Origin of the sequence: Halorubrum trueperi (assembly GCF_042662525.1) — an archaeon.
Taxonomy (GTDB): Archaea; Halobacteriota; Halobacteria; order Halobacteriales; family Haloferacaceae; genus Halorubrum; species Halorubrum trueperi.
The window spans coordinates 106,777-128,776 of the sequence record NZ_JBHSXI010000011.1 but is presented as its reverse complement, the minus strand read 5'-3'; the positions used below and the strand labels follow the sequence as shown (position 1 = coordinate 128,776).

At 67.7% G+C, this 22,000-nt stretch carries 17 protein-coding genes and 1 pseudogene; 7 read left to right on the top strand and 11 right to left on the bottom strand.

The window, feature by feature from the left end:
• The first annotated feature begins 52 nt into the window (after positions 1–52).
• Positions 53–355: a HalOD1 output domain-containing protein gene (locus ACFQEY_RS10490; RefSeq protein ID WP_379768246.1), complete on the top strand. Its 303-nt coding sequence runs from the start codon at positions 53–55 to the stop codon at positions 353–355.
• 262 nt (positions 356–617) lie between these two features.
• Positions 618–848, top strand: a complete 231-nt coding sequence (locus ACFQEY_RS10485; protein WP_379768244.1) for a DUF7563 family protein — start codon at positions 618–620, stop codon at positions 846–848.
• A 118-nt stretch (positions 849–966) separates the two neighbouring features.
• On the opposite strand, the gene glmS is transcribed toward ACFQEY_RS10485, so the two are convergent.
• Entirely contained in the window at positions 967–2,913 is a 1,947-nt protein-coding gene (glmS, locus tag ACFQEY_RS10480; RefSeq protein ID WP_379768242.1) for a glutamine--fructose-6-phosphate transaminase (isomerizing), read from the bottom strand.
• A gap of 891 nt (positions 2,914–3,804) precedes the next feature.
• A pseudogene (locus ACFQEY_RS10475) lies at positions 3,805–4,191 on the bottom strand (DUF7344 domain-containing protein); the annotation flags it as partial.
• Positions 4,192–5,253: 1,062 nt separating this feature from the next.
• On the opposite strand from ACFQEY_RS10475, the gene ACFQEY_RS10470 reads away from it, so the two are divergent.
• Positions 5,254–6,237, top strand: coding sequence for a ferritin-like domain-containing protein (locus ACFQEY_RS10470; RefSeq protein ID WP_379768238.1), 984 nt, complete (start codon positions 5,254–5,256; stop codon positions 6,235–6,237).
• A gap of 108 nt (positions 6,238–6,345) precedes the next feature.
• On the opposite strand, the gene ACFQEY_RS10465 is transcribed toward ACFQEY_RS10470, so the two are convergent.
• From ACFQEY_RS10465 to ACFQEY_RS10455, 3 genes are all read right to left on the bottom strand, one after another.
• The gene (locus tag ACFQEY_RS10465) at positions 6,346–7,476 is read right to left on the bottom strand and encodes a DegT/DnrJ/EryC1/StrS family aminotransferase (protein ID WP_379768236.1); all 1,131 of its coding nucleotides are present in this window, start codon (positions 7,474–7,476) and stop codon (positions 6,346–6,348) included.
• A complete protein-coding gene (locus ACFQEY_RS10460) occupies positions 7,469–8,515 on the bottom strand; it encodes an NAD-dependent epimerase/dehydratase family protein (RefSeq protein ID WP_379768234.1) in 1,047 nt (348 codons plus the stop codon). Before ACFQEY_RS10460 ends, ACFQEY_RS10465 begins: the two co-directional genes overlap by 8 nt.
• A 219-nt stretch (positions 8,516–8,734) precedes the next feature.
• On the bottom strand, positions 8,735–9,736 hold the full coding sequence (locus ACFQEY_RS10455) for a GNAT family N-acetyltransferase (protein WP_379768232.1): 1,002 nt from the start codon (positions 9,734–9,736) through the stop codon (positions 8,735–8,737).
• Positions 9,737–9,916: 180 nt separating this feature from the next.
• On the opposite strand from ACFQEY_RS10455, the gene ACFQEY_RS10450 reads away from it, so the two are divergent.
• Positions 9,917–11,386, top strand: a complete 1,470-nt coding sequence (locus ACFQEY_RS10450) for an oligosaccharide flippase family protein (protein WP_379768230.1) — start codon at positions 9,917–9,919, stop codon at positions 11,384–11,386.
• Between the two features lie 130 nt (positions 11,387–11,516).
• Positions 11,517–12,443 (top strand): glycosyltransferase, encoded by a 927-nt coding sequence (locus tag ACFQEY_RS10445; RefSeq protein WP_379768228.1) that lies wholly within the window; start codon positions 11,517–11,519, stop codon positions 12,441–12,443.
• A 194-nt stretch (positions 12,444–12,637) separates the two neighbouring features.
• On the opposite strand, the gene ACFQEY_RS10440 is transcribed toward ACFQEY_RS10445, so the two are convergent.
• Positions 12,638–12,856, bottom strand: a complete 219-nt coding sequence (locus ACFQEY_RS10440; RefSeq protein ID WP_379768226.1) for a hypothetical protein — start codon at positions 12,854–12,856, stop codon at positions 12,638–12,640.
• 2 nt (positions 12,857–12,858) lie between these two features.
• Positions 12,859–14,889, bottom strand: coding sequence for a right-handed parallel beta-helix repeat-containing protein (locus tag ACFQEY_RS10435; protein WP_379768224.1), 2,031 nt, complete (start codon positions 14,887–14,889; stop codon positions 12,859–12,861).
• 528 nt (positions 14,890–15,417) lie between these two features.
• Here ACFQEY_RS10435 and ACFQEY_RS10430 point away from each other — a divergent pair.
• Positions 15,418–16,335: a hypothetical protein gene (locus tag ACFQEY_RS10430; RefSeq protein WP_379768222.1), complete on the top strand. Its 918-nt coding sequence runs from the start codon at positions 15,418–15,420 to the stop codon at positions 16,333–16,335.
• A 6-nt stretch (positions 16,336–16,341) separates the two neighbouring features.
• Here the strand turns inward: ACFQEY_RS10430 and ACFQEY_RS10425 are convergent, their stop codons facing one another.
• The 4 genes from ACFQEY_RS10425 to ACFQEY_RS10410 are packed head-to-tail and all read right to left on the bottom strand — an operon-like array spanning position 16,342 to position 20,513.
• On the bottom strand, positions 16,342–17,319 hold the full coding sequence (locus tag ACFQEY_RS10425; protein ID WP_379768220.1) for a polysaccharide deacetylase family protein: 978 nt from the start codon (positions 17,317–17,319) through the stop codon (positions 16,342–16,344).
• Positions 17,312–18,352, bottom strand: coding sequence for a hypothetical protein (locus ACFQEY_RS10420; protein ID WP_379768218.1), 1,041 nt, complete (start codon positions 18,350–18,352; stop codon positions 17,312–17,314). Before ACFQEY_RS10420 ends, ACFQEY_RS10425 begins: the two co-directional genes overlap by 8 nt.
• Positions 18,349–19,941 carry a nucleotide sugar dehydrogenase gene (locus tag ACFQEY_RS10415; RefSeq protein WP_379768216.1) on the bottom strand — a complete coding sequence of 531 codons (1,593 nt, stop codon included), beginning with the start codon at positions 19,939–19,941 and terminating at the stop codon, positions 18,349–18,351. Before ACFQEY_RS10415 ends, ACFQEY_RS10420 begins: the two co-directional genes overlap by 4 nt.
• A gap of 20 nt (positions 19,942–19,961) precedes the next feature.
• Entirely contained in the window at positions 19,962–20,513 is a 552-nt protein-coding gene (locus ACFQEY_RS10410; RefSeq protein ID WP_379768272.1) for an acyltransferase, read from the bottom strand.
• Between the two features lie 547 nt (positions 20,514–21,060).
• On the opposite strand from ACFQEY_RS10410, the gene ACFQEY_RS10405 reads away from it, so the two are divergent.
• Entirely contained in the window at positions 21,061–21,996 is a 936-nt protein-coding gene (locus ACFQEY_RS10405) for a polysaccharide deacetylase family protein (RefSeq protein ID WP_379768214.1), read from the top strand.
• Positions 21,997–22,000: the final 4 nt, after the last annotated feature.

Below are 22,000 nucleotides of genomic sequence, written 5' to 3'. Positions count from 1 at the left end.
CGAGCGCCGACGATACAGTCATTGAGCTGAACGGTTCGACACACCGTCTCGCATGAACGGCGAGTCGGCTTCGACGATCCGCCGATACGACTGGGCCGACGTTTCCCCGTCCGTGGCGGTCGTCGAGACGCTGAGCGTCGCCATGGGCGTCGACGCGATCGACGTCCCGACGCTGAACGACGCTCTCGACACCGACGCTCTCGACGCGATCTGTGCGAACGGAGCGCAGGCGATCGAACTCACGCTGTCGTTCGTCCACGCGGGGCACGACGTCACCGTGCTCGGCGACGGCACCGTCATCGTCGGACCGTCCGACGAGCACGCGCCGTCGGCGAACCTGTCGGCGGGCGAATAGCTCTAGCGGGCGATTCGTTCCGCCGATTCTCGACAAAAGCGCCCGTCACCCGACGGCTTGGACAGGGGTAACCTGAGGGGGGAATTTGACCGTCGGTTGGTCGGGCGTTAGTTCTGAAGCCGGCGATCCCCTTCGTTATCAACAGCCTATCGTCCGCTCCGACGTGAATCGAACGGAAATCGCCGTCGATCGACGCGGATCGCCGGCCTTACTTCGAGATACCACCCGACTAACCAAGCGACAGTCCGTTCATCGGCGCACCATGTCGGAGCAAGGGTACTCGGCGGGGCCGAATCGACGGTGTGAGCGCTGCGGGTCGGCCGTCACTCCGCGGTTCGTTCGCGTCTTCGGCACGAAAGACGGGGTGTACGGCTGTCTCGACTGTCTCACGCGTCAGGAGCTCTCGGTCGGGGAAGCCGCGATTCGGCCGGACGAGGACGCGGCCGGTGTCCACGCTCGCTGGGTACCGGACGAACAACCACCGGATCGGTAGGCCGGAATACCGCCGGATCGACGGGCCGGAATATCTCCGCCTCGTAGGCCGGGGCACCGCCTGAATGAACGCAAACTCGGGCAAAATCGTCGACGCTCGGCCGTTCGATCGAAGACCGCTACTCCACGGTAACGCTCTTCGCGAGGTTTCGCGGCTTGTCGATCGCGCGGTCGCGGATCTCCGCGGCGTGGTACGCGAGGAGTTGTAGGTGGACGTTCGCGAGGATCCCGGCGAGCTCCGGGTCCGTGTCCGGGAACGACAGGTACTGGTCGACCGCGTCGCGGACCTCCGTCGCGGACTCCGGGCCGACGCCGACGATCGGCGCGCCGCGGCTCTGCGCCTCGCGGACGTTGTGGAGCGTCCGCTCGTCGTCGCGTCCCGTGAACACCGCGACGACGACCGTCGACGGCGTCACGAGCGCCAGCGGACCGTGCTTCAACTCGCCGGCTGCGAACCCCTCCGCGTGTTCGTACGTGATCTCCTTGAACTTCAACGCCCCTTCGAGCGCGACCGGGTAGCCGACGCCTCGACCGATGAAGAAGTAGGAGTCGGCGTCTGTGTACCGCTCGGCGAGCCGTGCGGCACCGTCGTCAGCGACGACGGTTGCGACGTCATCCGGCAGCGCACGCATTGCGTCCGAAACCGTCCCGCCGTCGGTGGCTCGCCGTGCCGCGATCGTCCCCTCTGCGGCGTCGCTGTCGGCGGATCTGTCGGAGTTGGCGGCCGTGTCGCGGTCGGCGGACGCGTCGAGCCCGACGGCCGTGTCGCGGTCACCGATCTCCTCGCGGCCGAGAGCGGTTCCGATCCCCGCCCCGTCGCACTCCAACCGATTCGCGAACAACGACAGCGTCGCCACCTGCGAGGAGAATGTCTTGGTCGCGGCGACGCCGATCTCCGGGCCGGCCCGGATGAACACCGCGTCGTCGGCCTCTCTCGCGGCCGACGACCCGATCACGTTCGTGACGGCGAGCGTGCGCGCCGGCGACGCGTTCGCGACGCGAAGAGACGCCAGCGTGTCGGCCGTCTCGCCGCTCTGCGTGACCGCCACCACCAGGGTCCGATCGGAGAGGGGCGTCGGGTCGTGCGCGAATTCGTTCGCGCGCATCGCCGTCGCGAATATCCCCCGCCGCCGGAGCAACACGCTCCCGTACATCGCGGCGTGATACGACGTCCCGCACGCGACGAAGACGACGGTCTCCACGTCCGCGAGGGCCCCCGGCGGGAACGCGTCGAGCGCGGCCTCGTCACCGATGCGACCCTCGATCGTCTGTCGGAGTGAGGTCGGTTGCTCGTCTATCTCCTTGCGCATGAAGTGACTGTACACGCCCTTCCGTGCGTCCCCCGCCGTCCAGCCGACCGTTTCGGTCTCGCGCTCGACCGGCCCGCCGTCGATCGTCGCGATCCGGTGGCCGTCGTCGTCGAGGATAACCACGTCGTCGTCTTCGAGGTAGACGACCCTGTCCGTGAACTCCACGAACGCGGGGACGTCGCTGGCGAGGTAGCGGGCGTCGTCGCCGATCCCGAGAACGAGCGGCGAGCCGTGACGAGTCGCGTAGACGGCGTCCTCGTCGGCGACGACCATCGCGAGCGCGTAGCTCCCCTCCAGTTGATCGACGGCCGACCGGAACGCCGTCTCCGCGTCGGTGCCCGCGTCGAGTTCGCGGGCGACGAGGTGCGGCACCACCTCCGTGTCGGTCTCGCTGGTGAATCGGTAGCCCTCCTCGCGCAGTTCGCGCCGGAGCGATTCGTAGTTGCGGATGATCCCGTTGTGGACGACGGCGACGCGCTCGTCGGCGTCCGTGTGCGGGTGCGCGTTAGCGTCCGACGGGGGGCCGTGGGTGCTCCACCGGGTGTGCCCGATCCCGACCGACCCGGACAGGTCTCGTCCGACGAGCGCGGCGTCGAGCGCGTCGGTCTCTCCCTCGCGCTTGCACACGCCGAGCCCGTCGTCGCTCCGCACCGCGACGCCGGCGGAGTCGTAGCCGCGGTACTCGAGGGTGCGAAGCCCCGCGAGGATCTCCCCGAGCGCGTCGTCCTCCCCGACGCGGGCGATGATTCCGCACATGTCAGGGCCTCCGATCTCGGTTTGCTGTCCCGTCGCCGCCGGCCGTTCGCGTGTCGTCTGGGTTCGTCTGTCGAATCATGAGTTGGGTTTCTCCGTTCCGAAACGCCGGAACGACGGAGCGAGATCCGAAGGTCCGGTGCTTTGTTATACGGACACAACCGCTTGACGCGGACGGAATGAGACTCGCCGGGCTCCGTCGAAATCCTCACCGAGAGCCATATCGGGCCCCGGTTTCGCTAATACAGAAATCGCGGTGAGCGATTCCGGGAGTAGGGATCGCAGACCGCCGTCGGCGACATGGTATTTAAATGAATACGCGCGGCAGCGACGACTGCTTATAAATAACCGAGGTGGTGGCGCGCCTCTGAGCGCTCGCTTAAAAGCGAGCGCAAAGAGCCCGCGAGGGACGCCGCGAGGACGAAGCCCGGCGCAGTAAGCAGGGAGGGACCAAAGGTCCTTCTTGAAGCCGGCGCGCAGCGCCGGCGACACCGCAGCGAAGGAGTGTTAACGACTGAGCGAGGAGCGCAGCAAGCCGCGCGAGCTCGTCGCGGCTGGGGCTTTGTAAGTGTTCACCGCGCCAGCAGCGATATATAAACAGCCGACAACAACACTACTCTTCCACTTATAAATGAACAACCCAACACAATGAGATCCATACTCCCGAAATCGACCGAGGAATCCCGTTCAACGCCCGGTTGTATCAGAAGAGAGTTTCAACGGAGCCGGCTCGCTGGAGTGTGCGGCCGCCGGATCGCCGATGACGATTCACACCGCTCGTGGTCGCGACTTGCGTGAACCGCCTCGGGGCTTGATCCCGAAGCGCTCGGCCTGCTCCGCCTGTAGAACGTCGCCGGTCGGGGCTGCTGACCGCGTCCGCCCGCCGACCGTGACCTACCGCTCGACCGCCGTCGACCAGTGGTACGCCGCGAGCCCGGCGAGCGCAACGAGGCTCACCAGCGCGACGATCGGGACGGGGCCGCTGAACAGCGTCGCTGTGAGGACGATCGAGACGCCGGACATCCCGGCGAGCCCGCCGTAGTATTGCGGCCACGACCGGCCGTCGTCCGCCGGCCGTTCGAGATACGTGTGGTAGGTGTCGGCCATCGGTCCGCGCTCGACGGTGCCACGGTTCTTGTCGAACTCCACGGCTCCGGCGTCGTGCATCTTGGGAAGATGACACTGGTAGAGGCCGACGTACACGCGCTTTCGCTCCTGAGAGTTGAGTGCGGTCGGCGGCTTGTCGTTCTCGATACCGCCGATGTGTTCGGACAGGTCGCTGAGCGTGGTGGAACCCCCCCCGGTCCTCGATCGCCTCCATCACGAGACGCCGTCGCCGGTTCCGGAGGACGTTGAACACGACGTCGAGCGAGAGCTCAGGCGTCGTTCGGCTGTCGTCCGCGGCTCCCTCGGTACCCGATTGTGTTTCGACGTTGTTCGTCTGTGTGACTTCTTGGCTCTGTTTGATAGCACTCATGGTAACTACGGACAATATTCGTTTCTGATTCCTTCGAGAGGCGATTCTGTGCCTGCACTACCCCGACCAACTCTCGCCGGCCATTCGCGGTCGCGGATCCCGCCCGAACCACTGATCGTGAAGGAGCGGCTGCCTGTCCTCGCAGCTCGCTTTTAACGACCACCTCGACCGCGTCGCACGGGGACCCCGGCTCGCCGAACGAGTTGTCCCGTGCGGCCGATCCAACTGTGATCGTCATCGTAACACTTCTCCCAAACAACAGGAACGTATTAAATCCCTCACACGCTTTTCGCTCCAATTTAGTCGGTAGGATAGTGTTAACAACGGTATGGAACGTGTGAACAGCCGAAAGATCGAAATTGTCGCGCTCGGTCCGGAGGTGGGAGTGACTCAGTTGGGATCGGGAGGACGGCGTTCGACATCGGAAAGCCCGCCATACGCAAGATCGGTGCCGATGATCTCGCCTCCATGTTGTGTGCGTGCGCAGCGTGGAGTGCGTCAAACGGAGTGATATCGTGATCATCGAGGTACGTTGCTGCCAGGAGGAGAATTTCCGCTTCGTTTGTCGACGACAATGGAATCATATCGAGCATATTTTCGACGAGTGGTGCGACGAAAGGCGGTGTTACGGCGACGAAAGGCGGTGTTACGGCGACGAAAGGCGAAGTTACGGCGATGAACCGTTCGGGGCGTTCCCGGTAATTCGATCTGACCGTATCGGCGTCGAGGGTAAGCCGAGCGGATAGTTTCTCCGAAATTGAGTGATAATCAATAACAATACGACGGGCTCGCGAGGGTCCTTCCGGTCGGGGACCCGGCGGTCGGCGAACGGCGCTCACCGCACGACTGACCCGGCGATCACAACCATGACAGACACGGACACGACGTACGGACGCGCGGAGCGGATAGCCGAATCGGTACGAACGCAGCTCTCCGAGGCCGAGGGGTCGCGGCGGAGCTTCTTGATGCGCTCGGCGGCGGCGGGCGGCGCGCTGCTCGCGCTCGGCGGCGGCACGGCGGTCGCACAGGACGAAGACGAACCGATGGACGGGGAGGACTCGTCGACGGCCGCGTTCGCGGACGAACCGGGAACCGACGTGGACGTGCTGAACTACGCGCTCACGCTGGAGAACTTGGAAGACGCGTTCTATAGCGAAGCGCTCGATGAGTTCGACGAGGACGACTTCGTTGAATCGGACGCGCTCGAGGAGTTCGAGGAGGAGATCCGGGTCGAGGCGTACGAGTACGTGGCGACCGTGAGCGAACACGAGTCGGACCACGTGGACGTCCTCACGCAAGTCGTCGAACTCCTCGGCGGCGAGCCGTCTCCGGCGATGGAGTACGACTTCGGTATCGAGTCCGTGGCGGACGTGCTCGAACTCGCGGCCGTGTTCGAGAACGCCGGCGTCGCCGCCTACGCGGGCGCGGCACCGTACATCGAGAGTCCGGATCTCGTGAGTGCTGCCGTCTCCATCCACAGCGTCGAGGCACGCCACGCCGCGGTGTTCAACCGCCTCACCGGCGAATCGCCGTTCCCGGAGGCGTTCGACCCTGCGATGTCGCAAGGGGAAGTGGCCGACGCCGTCGACGACTTCATCGTCGGTCCGCTCGACGAAGAAGAAGAGGAGGAGGACGAAGAGGAGGAAGAGGAGGAAGACCAAGAGGAAGAAGAGGAAATCCCGGAGGACGAAGAAGAGGAAGAAGAGACGCCTCCGGATGGTAACGAGACCGAGACGCCTCCGGACGAAACCGAGACGCCTCCGGGCGGTAACGAAACCGAGACGCCTCCGGGCGGCAACGAAACCGAGACACCTCCGGGCGGCAACGAGACACCCCCGAGCGAAGACTAACCGAGCCACCGCTCGATCCGCCCGTCCGGACGAGAACGGATCTCTCCGTCTGCACGGATTTTTCGGTAGCGAAACGAGGAACCCATCCGACTTTCGGGACGGGGGCACTCAACGATCGGCGGATTCGGCCGCGATCGCGGAGGCGATCCGTTCGACGTCCGCTTCGGTGAGCCGCTGGTGCGTCGGAAAGACGAGCAACCGCTCCCGGAGAGCCTCTGCTCCCTCGAACGACCGCTGTTCTGCGACTCGGTGTACCGGCGGCCAGGTGAACGCCTCGCAGGGGAGCCCGCGCCGGCGGAGCGCTCGGAGGTAGCGGAGCTTGGTCGCGGCGTCCGGTAGCAGCGCTGCCACGCCGTACGGCGACGCCATGTCGTGTGCCGCGGGGGTGACCACGTCGAGGACGGGATCGTCACCGAGCGAGGAGCGCAGCGAGCGGTACCGGCGGAGCCGAGTCGACTGCACGTCGCCGGGACGGCACCGCGCCAGCCCTCGCTCGGTGAGCCTCCCTGGGGAGGCGTTCGGTGACTCGGGGGCGACAGTAGAGAGCGTGACGCGCTCTGGATGCTCTATTTCCGGCTCCGGACTCAACGATATCCTCGCAAATCGCGCGGCTCGGACGGCCGCGGCGTCCGGGAGCGTTTTCCACTCCGCCTGCCGCCTCCCGGGCGGCGGCAGGTGAGCGCGACGCGAAACGATCAGTCCGCCGTTCGGCACCGGGAGCGTCTTGTGCAGGCAGAACAGCGCGAGGTCGCCGATCGATCCGAGCGGCCGGCCCGCCCGGTCGCGGCTGAACGCGGCGCGCGCGCAGTCCTCTATCACGATCGCGTTCCGCGAGCGGGCGGCAGACGCCAGCTCCTCGAACGCCTCGTCGACGAACCCGAGGTAGTGGACGAACACGACCGCGGCGGGATCGACGTCCTCGATCCGATCGCGGACCGCGCCGAGCGGTAGCGAGAGGTCAGAACTCACCGGATAGTATCGGACGTCGAAGCCGGCCGCGAGCACCGCCCACGCGACGCCGCCCGGGACGTACGCCGGGAGCAGCACCGTTCCGGTTTCGTCCTCCGCACACAGCGCCGCGTACAGTCCCTGCTTCGCGCGGGCGTACAGCCGCCCCTGGCCGGGTGGAATCCACCTCGGATCGGTGAACCACTCCGGCAGCCCCCCGGCGTCCGTGGAACGGTCGATCAGCCACCGAAGCCGGAACCGCGGACGGTCGATCGCGTGCGGGTCACGCATCCTCTCCGTTCGTCGATCCCCCGCCCGCGACGGCGGACTCCGCCACCGTCCCCCCGCGGCCCTCGCTTTCCCGCCGGCCGATCAGGTCGGTGATCCCCTGACGAAGCGAGACTCGCGCCTCGAACCCCAGTTCCGTCCGCGCCCGCTCGGTCGCGGCTCGGCTGTGGCGCACGTCCCCCGGGCGGGCGGGCTCGTGTCTGATCCCGGCATCGCTTCCGAACGCGTCGGCCACGATGTCGGCCAGCTCGCTCACGCTCGCGCTCTCGCCGGTGCCGACGTTGTACGACGTCCCAGTGTGCTCGGTCGTCGCGGCCGCGAGGTTCGCGCGCACGACGTCGCTGACGTGAACGAAATCGCGTGTCTGCTCGCCGTCGCCGTGGATGACGAGCGGCTGTCCCGCCTCCGCGCGTTCCAGGAACGCCTCGACGACCCCACTGTACGGACCGCGCTGACCGGGACCGTACGCGTTGAAGTACCGAAGGGCCACGATCGGAACCCCGTAGGACGCCTCGTAGGCCCGGGCGTACGTGTCGGCGGCGACCTTGTCGGCCCCGTACGGCGATCGCGGCGTCATCGGCTCGTCGACCGTCACGGGAAGCGAACTCGGGTTCCCGTACACCGCGGCACTGGACGCGAGGACGACGCGAGCGGCGGCGTCGCGGGCGGCCTCCAGCACGGCGAGCGTCCCGTCCACGTTCACTCGATGGGATCGAGTCGGCTCCGAGACGGATTCTTCAACGCTGACGACCGCGGCGAGGTGAAAGACCGTATCGACGCCAGTCATCGCGCGCTCCACGACCGCCGGGTCCGAGACGTCGCCCTCGATGACAGTCGCCGTCTCGGGGACCGCGTCTCGATCGCCGGTCGAGAAGTCGTCGAGGACGCGCACGTCATTGTCCACGGCCAATCGGGCGGAGAGGTGACTTCCGATGAACCCGGCTCCCCCGGTCACGAGCACCGTCCGTCCCCGGAGTTCGACGTCGCCTCCGAGTGACTCTCCCGCCCGGATCGCGTCGGACCGTTCGTCTGTCGGGGTCACGACTGGTCGCCTATCCGATGGGATTCGACGAGTTGTGCGCCTGTCCAGTGCCGATCGCCGTTCTTCGCCAGCGCCGGCTGAATCCGTTCGTACATACGGTTGGTGGCCGCCCCGACGGGACATTGTTACGCGCCGGCTACGCGATCACATCCGTTTTTGTCGCCGTCGACGCGGTCGCATCCACTTTGTGCGCCCATTTACGCGTCGTCGACGCGGTCCTCACGTTATCAGCGCATAGAGCCGCTCCGCGAACAGCATTCGATAGCCGCCTGTCCCAAGAGTGTAGTAGGGGACGAGGTCGGCACCGAACTTGCTCTTGTACCGGCAGAGCCGTTCGGTGTTCGCGCCGTAGAGGTCGTACGCAGTGACGGTGTCGCGGGGGGGATCGTCGGCGATGTCCTCGACGATCTGCCAATGGATCAGGCTGTTGACGGCGACGCCGTCGTGGACCGTTCGCCCGCCTCCCTGCCAGAAGTACGCCGCGTCCGGCGAGTAGAACACCGTTACTCCGGTGAGGTACTCGCCCGAACCGGTCCGAGCCACGTACACGCGGGCCATCTCGCCGAACGCCTCGTAGAGGTCCCGAACGTACGGCCACTCGAGGGGGAACGAGCGATCCTGCTCTTCGTATCGTCCGCGGGTCTGTTCGAACACGCGCCGCGCGGCGTCGACCCCTTCGCGCGTCACGGTCACGTCGAGCTCTCCGGCGTCGCGGATCTCCCGCCGGAGGCTCTTGCTGGCCCCCGCCAACAGCTCGTCGGGGCTGGCGGATTCCAAATCGAGCCGGTACGTGAACCGGGTGTCGAGCGAGAGATTCCGCCAGACGTACGGACGGGGGTCGGCGAACTCCGTCCCGCAGTTCATCGTACAGAGCGTATCGTAGTCGTCGAGTCCGAACTCCTCGACGACGAGGTCCGCGAACGTTCGAGCCACCTTCTCGCGCTTGCGACGCTTGGGGCTCGCGGGCATCACGACCGGTCCCAGCCGCGGCACGCCCATCCCGGGCGGCGGCGACGTGACGAGGGTCCCGATCGGGATCGACCGGACGAAAAGCGGCACGAGCCCGACGGCTCTGTCTCCCTTGAAGCCGCCGACGAGGCGGAGATCGCTCGCGGAGTGCTCGTCGAGGACGGACAGCACCTCGGGTTCGTGGAACCCCTCGATACCCGTCTCCGGGAGCGCGTCCGACCACTCGTCGAGGGAGAGCTGACGAAGCTTCATTCGTACCCGTGGCTCCGGATCCGCACCCGTTTGTTACTCCGGCCCTACCGCGCCGCTCCGCGTCCGCGAATCGACCGATTCCGCCCGAAGGTGCCGCTTTACAAAGCCGCTCTCCCGGACAGATGGAACCGAATCGGACGTGATCCCCGCCAGCCCACTTCGCCGAACTGTCGTCTTCTCATGTCGATAGCCGACCGCATCTCGCGCGGCGTCAGCGCGTCGCTCGGCGCAAATCTGCTCGACACGCTCGCAAACTCGCTGCTCATCGTCGTGCTCGCGAGGTTCCTGTTGACCCCGGCGGAGTACGGGCTGTTGTTTTACGCGCTGTCGGTCGTCGGCGGCATCGCCGTCTTCGGTGCGCTCGGAATTCCCTCGTCTGCGGGCCGGTACGTGACCGAGTACGGGGAGGTTGACCGCGATCAGGTGCGGCACGTGATCCGGTCTGCGCTGTCGTACCTCCTCGTGCTCTCCGCGATCGTCGGTATCGGCCTCTCGGCCGGCAGCGGGCGCATCGCGGCGGCGCTCAACGAGCCCGGGCTCGCGCCGATCCTCGCGCTCGGAGCCGGGTACGTCATCTTCGAGTCGCTCCGAACGCTCGTCGGCAGCGTGTTCCAGGGGCTCAACCGCGTCGATCTGAGCGCACTCGTCGCCGCGGTCTCGGCGGTGGCCCGCTTCGTGCTCGTGGTCGCGCTCGTGGGGCTCGGCCTCGGCGCGGTCGGCGCGTTCCTCGGCTACGTGCTCGGCTTCGCGGTGGCCACCGCGGTCGGTGGCACGATGTTATACCGGCGGTTCTACCGGACCTACGACCCGACGGTCCCCCGCGCAGACGGCCTCGTTCGCCGCCTGCTGGAGTACAGCGTTCCCTTGACCGCGACGCGCGGAGCGTCGGTCCTCAACAAGCGCGTGGACACGATCCTCGTCGGCATGCTGATCGGTCCGCTCGCCGTCGCGTACTACACCGTCGGAAAACAGGTGTCGCAGGTCGCGGTCACGCCGGCGACGTCGCTCGGGGCCACCATCTCGCCGACCGTCGGCGAGCAGAGCGCGGGGAACCAGCGATCGCGCGCCGCGCGTATTTACGAGCGCTCCTTCGAAGCGATCGTGATCCTGTACGTCCCTGCGGCCGTCGGCCTCTTCCTGGTCGCCGGACCGCTCGTCCGACAGGTGTTCGGCGTCGACTACGGTGGTGCCGTCCCGGTCGTGCAGGCCTTCTCGCTGTACGTGCTCCTCAACGCGATCTCGCGGATCACGAGCGACGCGCTCGACTTCCTCGGTCGCGCACGCGAGCGAGCGATCGTCAAGACGGCGATGGCGGTCACGAACCTCGGCTTGAATCTCCTCTTCATCCCGGCGTTCGGCGTCGTCGGTGCCGCGATCGCGACGGTGATAACCCACGCCGTGTACGTCGGGGCGAACGTGGTCATCATCTCCCGAGAACTCCCGGTCTCGTTCGACCGCGTCGCCCGGTCCGCCGCTCACGTCACGGTCCTCTCGGCGCTCATGGGGGCCGGTGTGGCGGCGTCGCTGCCGCTCGTGTCGGGTATTCCGTCACTCGTCGCGGTCGTCGCCCTCGGGGTCGCGATCTGGGCGGCGCTGTCGGTGGCGTCCGGGCTGGTTAACCCGGACGAAATACGGGGCTACTTCGCGTGAGACGGCGCTGTCAAAGCGTATGGGGGGCATAACAAACGGTGGGTGAGCGGTCAGACAGGGTACCGATGCTCAGGAACGCCGACACGCGGAAGCGGCCGGTCAGTCGCCGGCCGGGCGACGGAGCGGACTGATGCGCGTTCTCAACCTCGTCACCAACGCGGACTCCCGGTTCTTCAACCAACAGGTCGAGGTGCTGGAGAAGCGCGGGGTCGAACAGACGACGGTCGCACTTCCGACGCCGTTCGAGGAGGGGGACGGACGGCGGTCCGTCGTCGACTACCTCCGATTATTGCCGCCGACTCTCCGTCACTCGATGGGCGACTACGACCTGTTGCACGCCAACAGCGGACTCACCGCTCCGGCCGCCGTCCTCCAGCAGGGGCTGCCGACGGTCGTCTCGCTGTGGGGAACCGATCTGATGGGCCGTTACGGTCCTATCACCGAGCGGTTCTCGCGCCGGTGTGACGCGGTGATCGTGATGTCCGAGGAGATGGCGGTCCGGTACGGTACTGACTGCCACGTCATCCCGCACGGCGTCGACCTCGAGCGGTTCACGCCCGCCGACCGGGAGGCGGCGCTCGACCTGCTCGGGTGGTCGCCCGACCGTCGGCACGTGCTGTTTCCGTACCCGAAAGAGCGGACGGTCAAGGACTACCCCCGCGCCGAGCGGATCGTCGAAGCGGCCAGCCGCCAGGTCGACGCCCCCGTCGAGATCCACACGGTCACCGGCGTCCCTCACTCGTCGATGCCGACGTACATGAACGCCGCCGACGTCTTGCTTTTGACCTCCGTGCGCGAGGGATCGCCGAACTCCGTGAAGGAGGCGATGGCGTGTAATCTCCCCGTCGTCTCGACGGCGGTCGGGGACGTCTCGGAGCGCCTCGACGGCGTCTCGCTCTCGGTCGCGAGCGACGACGACGCGACGCTCGCCGCGGGGCTCGTCGAGGCGCTCGAAACCCGCCGTCGATCGGACGGACGGGAGCGAGCGTACGAGGTCAGTACGACTCGGATGACCGATCAGCTGCTCGACGTGTATCGCGACGTCGCCGATAAATAGCCGAGTGAACGCGCCGGCGACCGCTCGACCTGATGCGTTCGTCGCATCATTCGTCGCGCCGAGGCGTTCGTCGCACTTGCTTGTTCGTCGCATCGTTCGTCGCACCGAATTGTTCGTCGCGTTGGCCTCGTCGAGCGGCGCGTCGTGCGTCGTGCGGTCCGTCGAAACCGATCCGAATCAGTCTCGACGGCCGCTCACCGGTTGGAGACGGGATCGATGACGCCCGTCTCGTCCGCGATGATGAACGCCTCGCGGTCGTGGTCGTCGTCGTGATTCGAGACGAACACGCGGTGACGGTGGCCGAACCGGTCCGTCTCGGAGACGGTCCACTCGCCGACCGCGTAGCCGAGGTCGGCGATCGGATCCGGATCCGGCGTGACCCGTTCCCAGTCGTCCATCGACATCGGGCTCATGTTCACAACTCGGCGCTGTCGACGGCGACGTCGACGACGCCGTCGACGCTGAACGATGTTATCTCTCCGGAGTACCGGAAGCCGTCCACCCCCTTGGCGACGACGCCGGTTACGGTCCCGTCCTCGATGATGTCGTCCGCTTCGTCCCACCGGGAGTTGCCCTCCGAGCTGATCGATTCGTCGGGCTCGATGTCGCCGGACACTTCGATCGTGTAGCTCGCGATGGATTCGACCCGGGTCCCGTCGACGATGACGTGGTTCGAGAGGGCGCGGTCACCCTCGTCGCTGCCGTCGTCCCCGTCTCCGCCGTCCTCGCCGTCCTCGTCCGTGGACCCCTCGTCAGCGGTGTCGTCGTCTCCGTCGGCGTCGTTGTCCTCGTCGCTGACGCCGTACTCCTCGGTCAACTCGTCGACGCCGATCTCGTCGCCGTCGGCGTACACGGTGAGCGCGTCGACGTCCCCCGTGGCGGAGAACTCCGTGAGACCGCCTTCGAACAGGAAGGAGTCGCCGCTCTCGGCGCTCCCGCCGGCGGTGGCTCCGGTTGCGGTCCACGTGCCGTCGTCGTTCTCCTCGGCCTCGTCGCCGGGCGCGGAGCGGTTCGCGCGGTACGAGTCGCGGTCGTACAGCGGAGTGATGGGCCCCGTCGCGGTGAACGTGTACTCGAGGCCACCGGAGTCGGTGGACACCAGCACGAGCTCGGTCTCGCTGCCGTCGCTCGCGTCACCGGATCCGCTCGATTCGCCGTCATCCGTCGATCCGCCGTCGTCCGTCGATCCGCCGTCGTCGGCGTCGTCGCCGTCGGCGTCGTCGCCGTCGGAACCATCGCCATCGCCGGCGTCGGTGTCGCCGTCGTCGCTGCCGTCGCTCCCGTCGCTCGGGGTGCTATCGCCGTCCTCGGTCGGGTCCGACGGGGTGATCTCGTCGCCGGTGCTGACGTTTGTGAACCAGTCGGGAACGTCGAGGTCGCCGTCGCCGCTGACGGTGATGTCGTCGCCGGTCCACCCCTCTGCGCGCTCTCGCTTCTCGCCGATGGCGGCGACGTTCGAGTTCGCGTTGTGGACTCGCACGCCCTGCATGTGGCCGGTGCTCAGCGGGGAATCGTTCGACCACCGGATCGGGCCGCCGCCGCCGAGCTCCTCGCTCGAGTGGATGACGTCGACGTTCTCGATGAGCATATCCACGGAGTGCTCGTAGTTCGCGATGCGGATCCCGCGCTGGTTCCGGTGACCGGACTCGGCGACCGGAGCGGGGCCGTCGTTGAGCACGACGCAGTTGCGGACGACGCTCTCGCGCCCGCCGATGCGGATTCCCGCGATGTTGTTGTTGTGTACGAAGCAGTTCTCGACGACGACGCGCCCGCCGGCGTCCCTGCCGGGCGAGCTGGCGTAGATGCCGTTGTCGTCGAACCCCCTGATGTAGCAGTTCCGGATGACGGCCTCGCCGGCGTGGTCGCCCGGGCAGTAGAATGCCCGTCCGCTCGTTCCCGCCTCGGCCCCGTCCGGGAAGTTCCAGTTGTCGACAACGACGCGAGCGCCCTCCTCGGCCTCGATCCGGACCCGGGACGCCTCGACTTTCCCCCGGACGGTGAAGTTCTTGACCGCCACGGTACCTCCCGTCGCGACGATCACGTTCCGGTACTGTCCCTCAACGGTGTTGAGGATGACCTCGCCCTGTCCGATGACCGCGGCATTCTGGACGTCCCCGCTGAAGCCGCCGCCGCCCCAGCCGTACTCGCCGGCCGGCACGTGAACCTCGACACCGTCGTTGAAGTGCTCGTCGAGGTAGGGATCGATGCGGTCGCCGTCGGACAACCCCTCCTCGCCGAGGTCGACGACGGTGTCTGCGTCGACGCTCTCGAGCGCACTCGCCGCACCGACCGCGCCCGTCGCGGCGACGGCGGCTCCGGCTCCGGCGAGCTTCATGAAGGATCGGCGGCCGACCCCCGCGAGATCGTCGGTAGGCTCACCTTTCCGCTCGCCACCGTCGGTTCGTAGTTCGGTACTCGGCTCGTCGTCAGTATGGCGGTCTGCCATACACGAGTAGGATGACGTTACCATGCTGTAGCTATCGACGGGTTGCTTCGAGTCGATCCCGATTTACGCGTGGATTAAAACCATTTTGCTGGCTCCGCATTCGTTTCGTTGTCGTTTGCGTATATCACATCTCTTCGCTCGCCGAAAACTGACCGTCGTTCGTCGCGCGGAGTAGTACCACCATACCGAACCGTAGTCAGTTCCTTCTACAGGGTAGAACACTAATAACTACTGTTAGAAGCCTTCTACCCCTCGTTAAAACCGTCCTACCGGAGCGGTGCTCCCTGCTGAGGACACGCCAACCCCTCCGATTTCCCCACCCGATCCCCTCCCTTTACTCATCACTTCGTCGCCGGCGGTCTCGTCTCGGTACTACGGACCCGGGGCGGAGGGTCGGTCGGTGCTCCCGCCTCGGGGAGGAGAATCGGTTTCCACCGTCTGATGGGGCGTCGGGCCGTGGTCGGTCGATGCCGCCCCGTCGATACCTGCTGCATACTAAATACCGTCGTGGCGGTCGGAACGCACATCATGGATGGACACGCGGCGGATCCCCTCTCGGCGCTTCGAGCGGGGCTTTCGCGGGCCGAGATCGCGGTCAGACGCCTCGGTGCGGCGACGGTCGAGCGGTACCCAGCGCTCCGAACGCCGGTGCTTCTGGCTTGGACCCGGTACATGCTGGCGTACGGCGCGTGTCGCGCGCTGGCGACGACCGTCCGCGGGAACCACCGGGCCGCGGTCGATCCGTTCACCGTCGTCGAAGTCGACCCCGACCGGATTCGGTTCCTCGTCGAGTCGGACGGGTACCCCAACCAGATCCGACGCGAAAGCGTCTTTCCGCCGCCGAAGTTCAAACACGCGGGCGGCGTCGACGGCGGCGACTGGGACGCGCTCGACCACCGGTTCGAGGACACCGAACTGTACCGGGGGTTCGAGGCCCGATTCGAGCGGCGTGTTCCGTGGCGGGAGACGGCGTTCTATCGGACGTCCGTGGAGTACATCGAGGGCGGGACCCCGCTCTGGGGCTGCACCACCGAAGCGGAGTTCGAGCGCCGGTGCGCGTTCGTGGAGTCCCTGTACGACGCGATCGCGACGAACGGCTACCGATCGCAGGCGGAGCTGTCGGCGACCGACTCGCCGGACTCGGACGGGAACGCCGTGCGAACCGTCACGGACGAGATCGCCGTCTGTGTGGGGCGGGGCGGAGAACTGTTGTTCATGGACGGCCGAAACCGCCTGGCTATCGCCAAGCTCCTCGACCTGGACGCCGTTCCGGTCTGGATAATGGTCCGCCACGAGGGCTGGCAGCGCGTCCGCGACAGCGTCGCGGCCGATCCGTCGCGGATCGCGCTCCTTCCGGAACGACTCCGGACGCACCCCGACCTCGCCGGCGTGCGCTCCGGTGCGTGGGATCGCCGTCGGCCGCGGCGTCGAGCCGGGCTGCTTTGAGGAGAGTCACTCCGGCGAGATCGCGCCGTTCGAACATCGACATCGATCCGCGCATTCGCCCGTCGGATGGTCCAGCCGCTCGTACAGGTCTCTCGGCGGCCCGACCCACGCGCCCATCTCTTGGGCGCGTTCGATCAGCCGCCGATATATCGGCGCGTGCTCCGGCGTGTCGGCACAGAAGAAACGAGGATGCCACAGGACGGTCATCACGGCGGCGTTCTCGTGCGCTTCCGCGAGGAGTTCCTCGCACGCGTCCCACGCCCGCTCGGGCTCCGTGTCGATCGGGAGGGAGAGCTCCATCGCGGTCAGCGGGAAGACGACGAACGCGTCGTCGAACGGGCGGCGGAGGCCGTAGCCGTGCTGGAACCCGTACGCGGTCGAGGAGCCGAGAGACGCGTCGTACGCCAACCCAACCGCGGCGTGATGCTCCCACGTCTCCGGGATGGAGAGGTTGAGGTGGTGCTGTCGAACGCCGCACACCGGCCGGCCGAGAACCGACTCCAACTGTCGCTTCTGCGCTCTGAGCGCGGCTTCGTCGCGGTAGGAGTTGTACGATCCGTGGAGCCCGATCTCCCATCCCCCGTCGTCGAGGTCGCGGATCACTTCGGCGATCCGCGGGTCGGTGACGTCGTACCGCCCGGCATACCGCGACCAGGCCGTCGGATTGAGCAGCTCGTATCGGGGCCGATCCGTGAACAGCGACTCCTCGTCGAGGAAGTAGAACGCCGATCGGACGCCGAGATCGGATTCTATCGACCGAATCAGATCGAACGACCAGTACGGGTTCCGACCGGGGAGGAGGTCCCCGATCTGCGAGAGGTCGCGGTCCCGAAGGGCGTAGTACGGTGCCTGATACGTCTTAAAGGGGCGGTCAACGTCGTGCGTGAGACACAGTGCGAACGATGCGTCGTCGGGGATCACCTCTCGCCGCCGGACGGCGACCTCTCGCTCGTCGACCGTCTGCGGTTCGCCGAAGTTACTCATCCGCGACCTCGAGTACGGTCTCGACGATGTGGTCCGTGACGTCTACTGCGCCGCGAACGTATGCGTCTCGCCGGCGTCGCCACCGCTCTCCGGAATCCGGGTCGGCGGCCAGCTCCGCGGCGCGATCGACGGCGGCCGACTCGTCCGCGACCGACTCGACGAGCCCGGCCGCCCCGAGCACCGCGAAGTTGCTGAACTCGTCGGTGGCCGCGTACGCGCCCGAGCGGACGACAGGAGTACCGAGGAGCCCGGCCTCCGTCGCCATCGTGTTCGAGTCGGTGACGAAGAGCGCCGCCTCGGAGAGCAGGTCGTGCATCAGCGCGGGCGGGACCGGAACCGCCTCGGCGGGAGGGTCCGCCTCGCCGGCGGCCTCGTCGGAGACGTACACCGGTCCCCGCCCGGCGAGGGTCTCGACGAGCCGCCGCCGCGCCGCGGGACCGATCCCCGTCAGCCCCACGTCGTGATGCGCGCCCATCGAGACGAACCGCAACACGAAGTAGGGGGAATCGGGGTCGACGCCGTGTTCTCGGAGCCGATCGCGATCGGGCTCGAACCGATCGGGATGGAGGTACGCGAGTTCCTGAACGCCCGGGTGGCGTCGGTGGGGAGCGCCGAAGTCTGCCTCGAACGACGCGGGCGTGCACAGCCGGTCAAGGAACGGCGCGAGCGCTCCGGCCAGCCGGTTCGTCCCCTCGTGGTCGTGGAACGCGACGCTCCCGGCACCGGTGAGGGTCGCGCTCGCGACCGCCGTCGGACTCAGCCGGCTCACGACGACGTCCGGGTCGAACCGCCGGTCGTACCGGAGCGTCCTGACGCCCCGGAGAGCCCACTCAGAGACCAGCGCGGCCTTGCGGTCGCCCATCGCCGACAGGACGGTGTGCGGGACGTCGAACGCGTCGAGGAGGTCCGTCGTGAGCTCCTTGTCCCTGGAACTCACGACGACGCGGTGGCCGTCGTCCGCGAGCTCGCGGATCGCGTGCCGGAACAGGTGGACGTGCGCCGGGTGCGTCACGTCGAAGTGGATCCGACTCATCGGTCCATGTCGGGCGACCCCGCGGGCGGGCCCTCTCCGTCGAGCGCGATCGCCCTTCCGAGGGTGTACTCGCGGTGATCGGTCCCGTCGAGGTCGACGGCGTCGTGACAGTCCAGCACGACCGTCGGCTCCAGCGCGTCCCAGTCGAACGCGGAGAACTCCTCGTGAGGCGTCACGGCGACGACGGCGTCGTACGCGGATCCCGCGGCTTCCGCCATCGACACCGGAGTCGCGGCGAACCCGGTCAGGTCGCCGACGAGCGGGTCGCAGACATCGACCGTCGCCCCGCCGCGGGACAGCTCCTCGATCAGCTCGTACGACGGGCTGTTTCGCAGTTCGTTCACGCCCGGGCGATACGTGACGCCGAGCACCAGCACCCGAACGCCGTCGAGTCCGCTCGCGCTCGACTCACTCGATCCGGTCCCGGCCGGATCGCGATCCGTCGTCCCCTCGCCCGCCGCCGAGGCGTCCGCCGCTGGGCCGTTCACGGTCGAGACGTCCGCCTCCGTCCGAAGGATCGAGCGGAGTCGATCGACGGCGTGAGTCGGCATCCCGTCGTTGACCAGGCGGGAGATCCGAACGAGCGGGCTCTCCACCGCGAACTCCGAGAGCAGGAAGTGCGGGTAGACGGGAATGCAGTGCCCGCCGACGCCGGGCCCGGGCGAGAGGACGTGGCTGTACGGTTGGGTGTTCGAGGCGGCTATCGCCTCCCGGACGTCGATCCCCATCGAGTCGGCGTACCGGGCGAACTCGTTCGCGAGCGCGATGTTGACGTCGCGGTAGACGCCGCCGAACACCTTCGTCGCCTCGGCGGTCGTCGCGTCGCGCACGGGTATCACGTCGTTGTCCGTCACCTCGCCGTACACGAGATCGGCGACGCGAGTGCTCTCCGCGTCGACGCCGCCGACGATCTTCGGGTACGACTCCGTGATGTCGCGCAGCGCCCGTCCGCTGGCGGTCCGCTCGGGACAGAACGCGACCCCGAACGCCGCTCGATCGAGGCCGCTCCGCTCGGCGAGCCGCGGGGCGATGCGGTCGGCGCACGTGCCAGGCGGGACCGTCGACTCGACGAACACGGCGTCGCCCGGGTCGATACCGGTCGCGATCGCGTCGACGACGGCGTCGACGATCGACAGGTCTCCCTCGTTCTCCTCGGTGAGTAGCGTCGGGACGATGACGACGTGGATCGACGCCTCGTCGGCCGCGACCTCGGGGTCGCTCACCGCGCGGAGGGATCCGTCGTCGACGCGGTCGGCGACCAGCCCGTCGAGCCCGGGCTCGCCGCGCACGTGCGACTCCCCCGCGTTCACGGACTCGACAACATCGGGGTCCACGTCCGCCCCGACGACGTTTCCGGTGACCGACGCGAGCACGGACGCGACGGGGAGCCCCATCTTCCCGAGCCCGTAGACGGCGACCGGTACGTCGCCGCCCACGAGGGCCCGCCGCTGATCCGCCGTATCGGCGGACGCGTCGTACAGGCGGTCGACGCCTGCCTCGTCGCGCCCTTCGGACGGAGTGGTCGGGGCGGTCTCGGAAGCCGGGCTGCCGGTCGAGTCGGTCGTCGATGAGTCGGGTGTTCGTTCCATGGAAGTGTCTCGCGGGTGCGTCACGGCAGATCGTTCGGGCCGCTCAGCGGCTCGGACAGCGGGCGAATGACCGCGGGCGCTCCGACGGCGAGCGTCGCCGGCGGAACGTCGTCGGTGACGATCGCGCCGGCGGCGACGAACGCCCCCTTTCCGACCGTGACGCCGGGGAGGAGCGTCGCGTTCGCACCGATCGAGGCGTGGGATTCGATCGTTGGCCCGTCGAGCGGCGCGTCGGTTCGAACCGGGTAGGGGTCGTTCGTCAACACCGCGTTCGGACCGACGAACGCGTCGTTCCGTATCGTCGTCCCGGTGGGGACGTACACGCCCGTCTGGAGGCTCGTCCGGTCTCCGACGACGGTATCGCCGTCGATCACCGTCTTCGTCCCGATGACGACGTCGTCGCCGATGACGGACCCCTCGCGAATCACGGCGTCGTGACCGGTCGTCAGGTCGTCCCCGACCTCGACGCCGGCGTACACGACGGTTCCGGACCGGATTCGAGCCCGGTTACCGATTCGGGTCGGTTCCGCGCTCGGCTCGCCGGCGCGGAGCCTGACGCCGTCGTCGATCAGACAGCGCTCGCCGAGTACTAGTTCGGATTTCGAGACGACTCCGGCACCCGCGTCGGGGGGCGCGTCCGCTCTGCCCTCGGCGTCGGGGGGCGCGTCCGCTCCGATCTCTGTGTCAACGTGCGAGTCGCTCACGGGCGATCACCCGGACGCGACGGGATGCGCTCGCGACGGATCCGGACCGTCTGCGGTTCCTCTGTGTCGGTGTCGGGGATCGTTCCGTACATTGGGTATCGCTCGCCGAGCGGCGAGTCGTGTCCGGGAGGATCCGCGGTGACGGCTTTGTTATGCGACGCTTTCCGGCTCGCCCCGTTCGTCGGAATCGGGCGATAGGTCGGCTCCGAGTCTCAGGACCTCGGCTCGACGGATCGGGCCCCTCGCATCGGATCGGCGGACGCGCCCGCCGTTCGCGGCGAGCCTGACGACGTGCCTCGGCATACCCGGTGGCGTGGCTCCTCATAACAAAGCACCGAAACATCGGCACGGTGTACATGCGCGTGCTCCCGCGGACCAACTGCCCGGCAGACCACCGTCCCGAGGGGATCTGAGCGTGGGAACGTTCGTCCTGTCGATCGACGCGGAGCTCGGCTGGGGCCGTTACGACGACGCATCGCCGCCGTCAGACCGGCTGGAATCCGGACGGGCCGGCTGGGCGACGCTGCTCGATCTGCTCGACACGTACAACGTGCCGGCGACGTGGGCCGTCGTCGGCCACCTCTTTTTACCCGCGTGCGACCGCGTCCACGCGACCCACCCCGCGGGCGACGAGTGGTTCGCGCGGGAACGAGACGAGTGGGCCGACCGACCGGACCTCCGGTTCGCCCCCGACCTCATCCGCGCGATCGACGACGCGAACGCCGATCACGAGATCGGCTGCCACTCGTTCACGCACGTCGATTTCGGGGACGATTCGACGACGACCGAGATCGCCCGAGCCGAACTCGTCGCGGCGCTGGAGGCGGCGGCTTCGTCTCCCGTTTCGGCCGCGATGACGTCGGTCGCGTTCCCGAACGACAGCGTCGGACACCGAGACGTGCTCGCGGAGTGGGGGTTCACCTGCTACCGCGGCCCCGCGCCGGATCGCGAGCGATTCGCGCCGTCGCTGTTGCGTCGGCTCGGCGACGCGACCGTCGGCCCCCCGCCGATCGTCGAGCCGACGATCGACGAGTTCGGTCTCGTGAACGTCCCGGCGTCTCTCCACCTGTTCGAGCTCGACGGTCCCGCACGGCGGATCTGCGAGCGCGTGGTCGGCGATCCGGCCGTCGCCGCGGTCCGTCGCGGCATCGACGCCGTCACCGAGGAGGACGGGGTGTTCCACGTCTGGCTCCGTCCGAACGACCTGATCGCCGACGAGGACGTCGAGCGGCTCCGGACGGTGCTGGCTCACGTGGCCCACTGCCGGGACTTGGCCGGACTTGAGGTCCGAACGATGCGCGAGGTGAGCCGGCGCGTCGAATCCCGCGTCGAGCCGAGTGCCCGAACGTGACCTG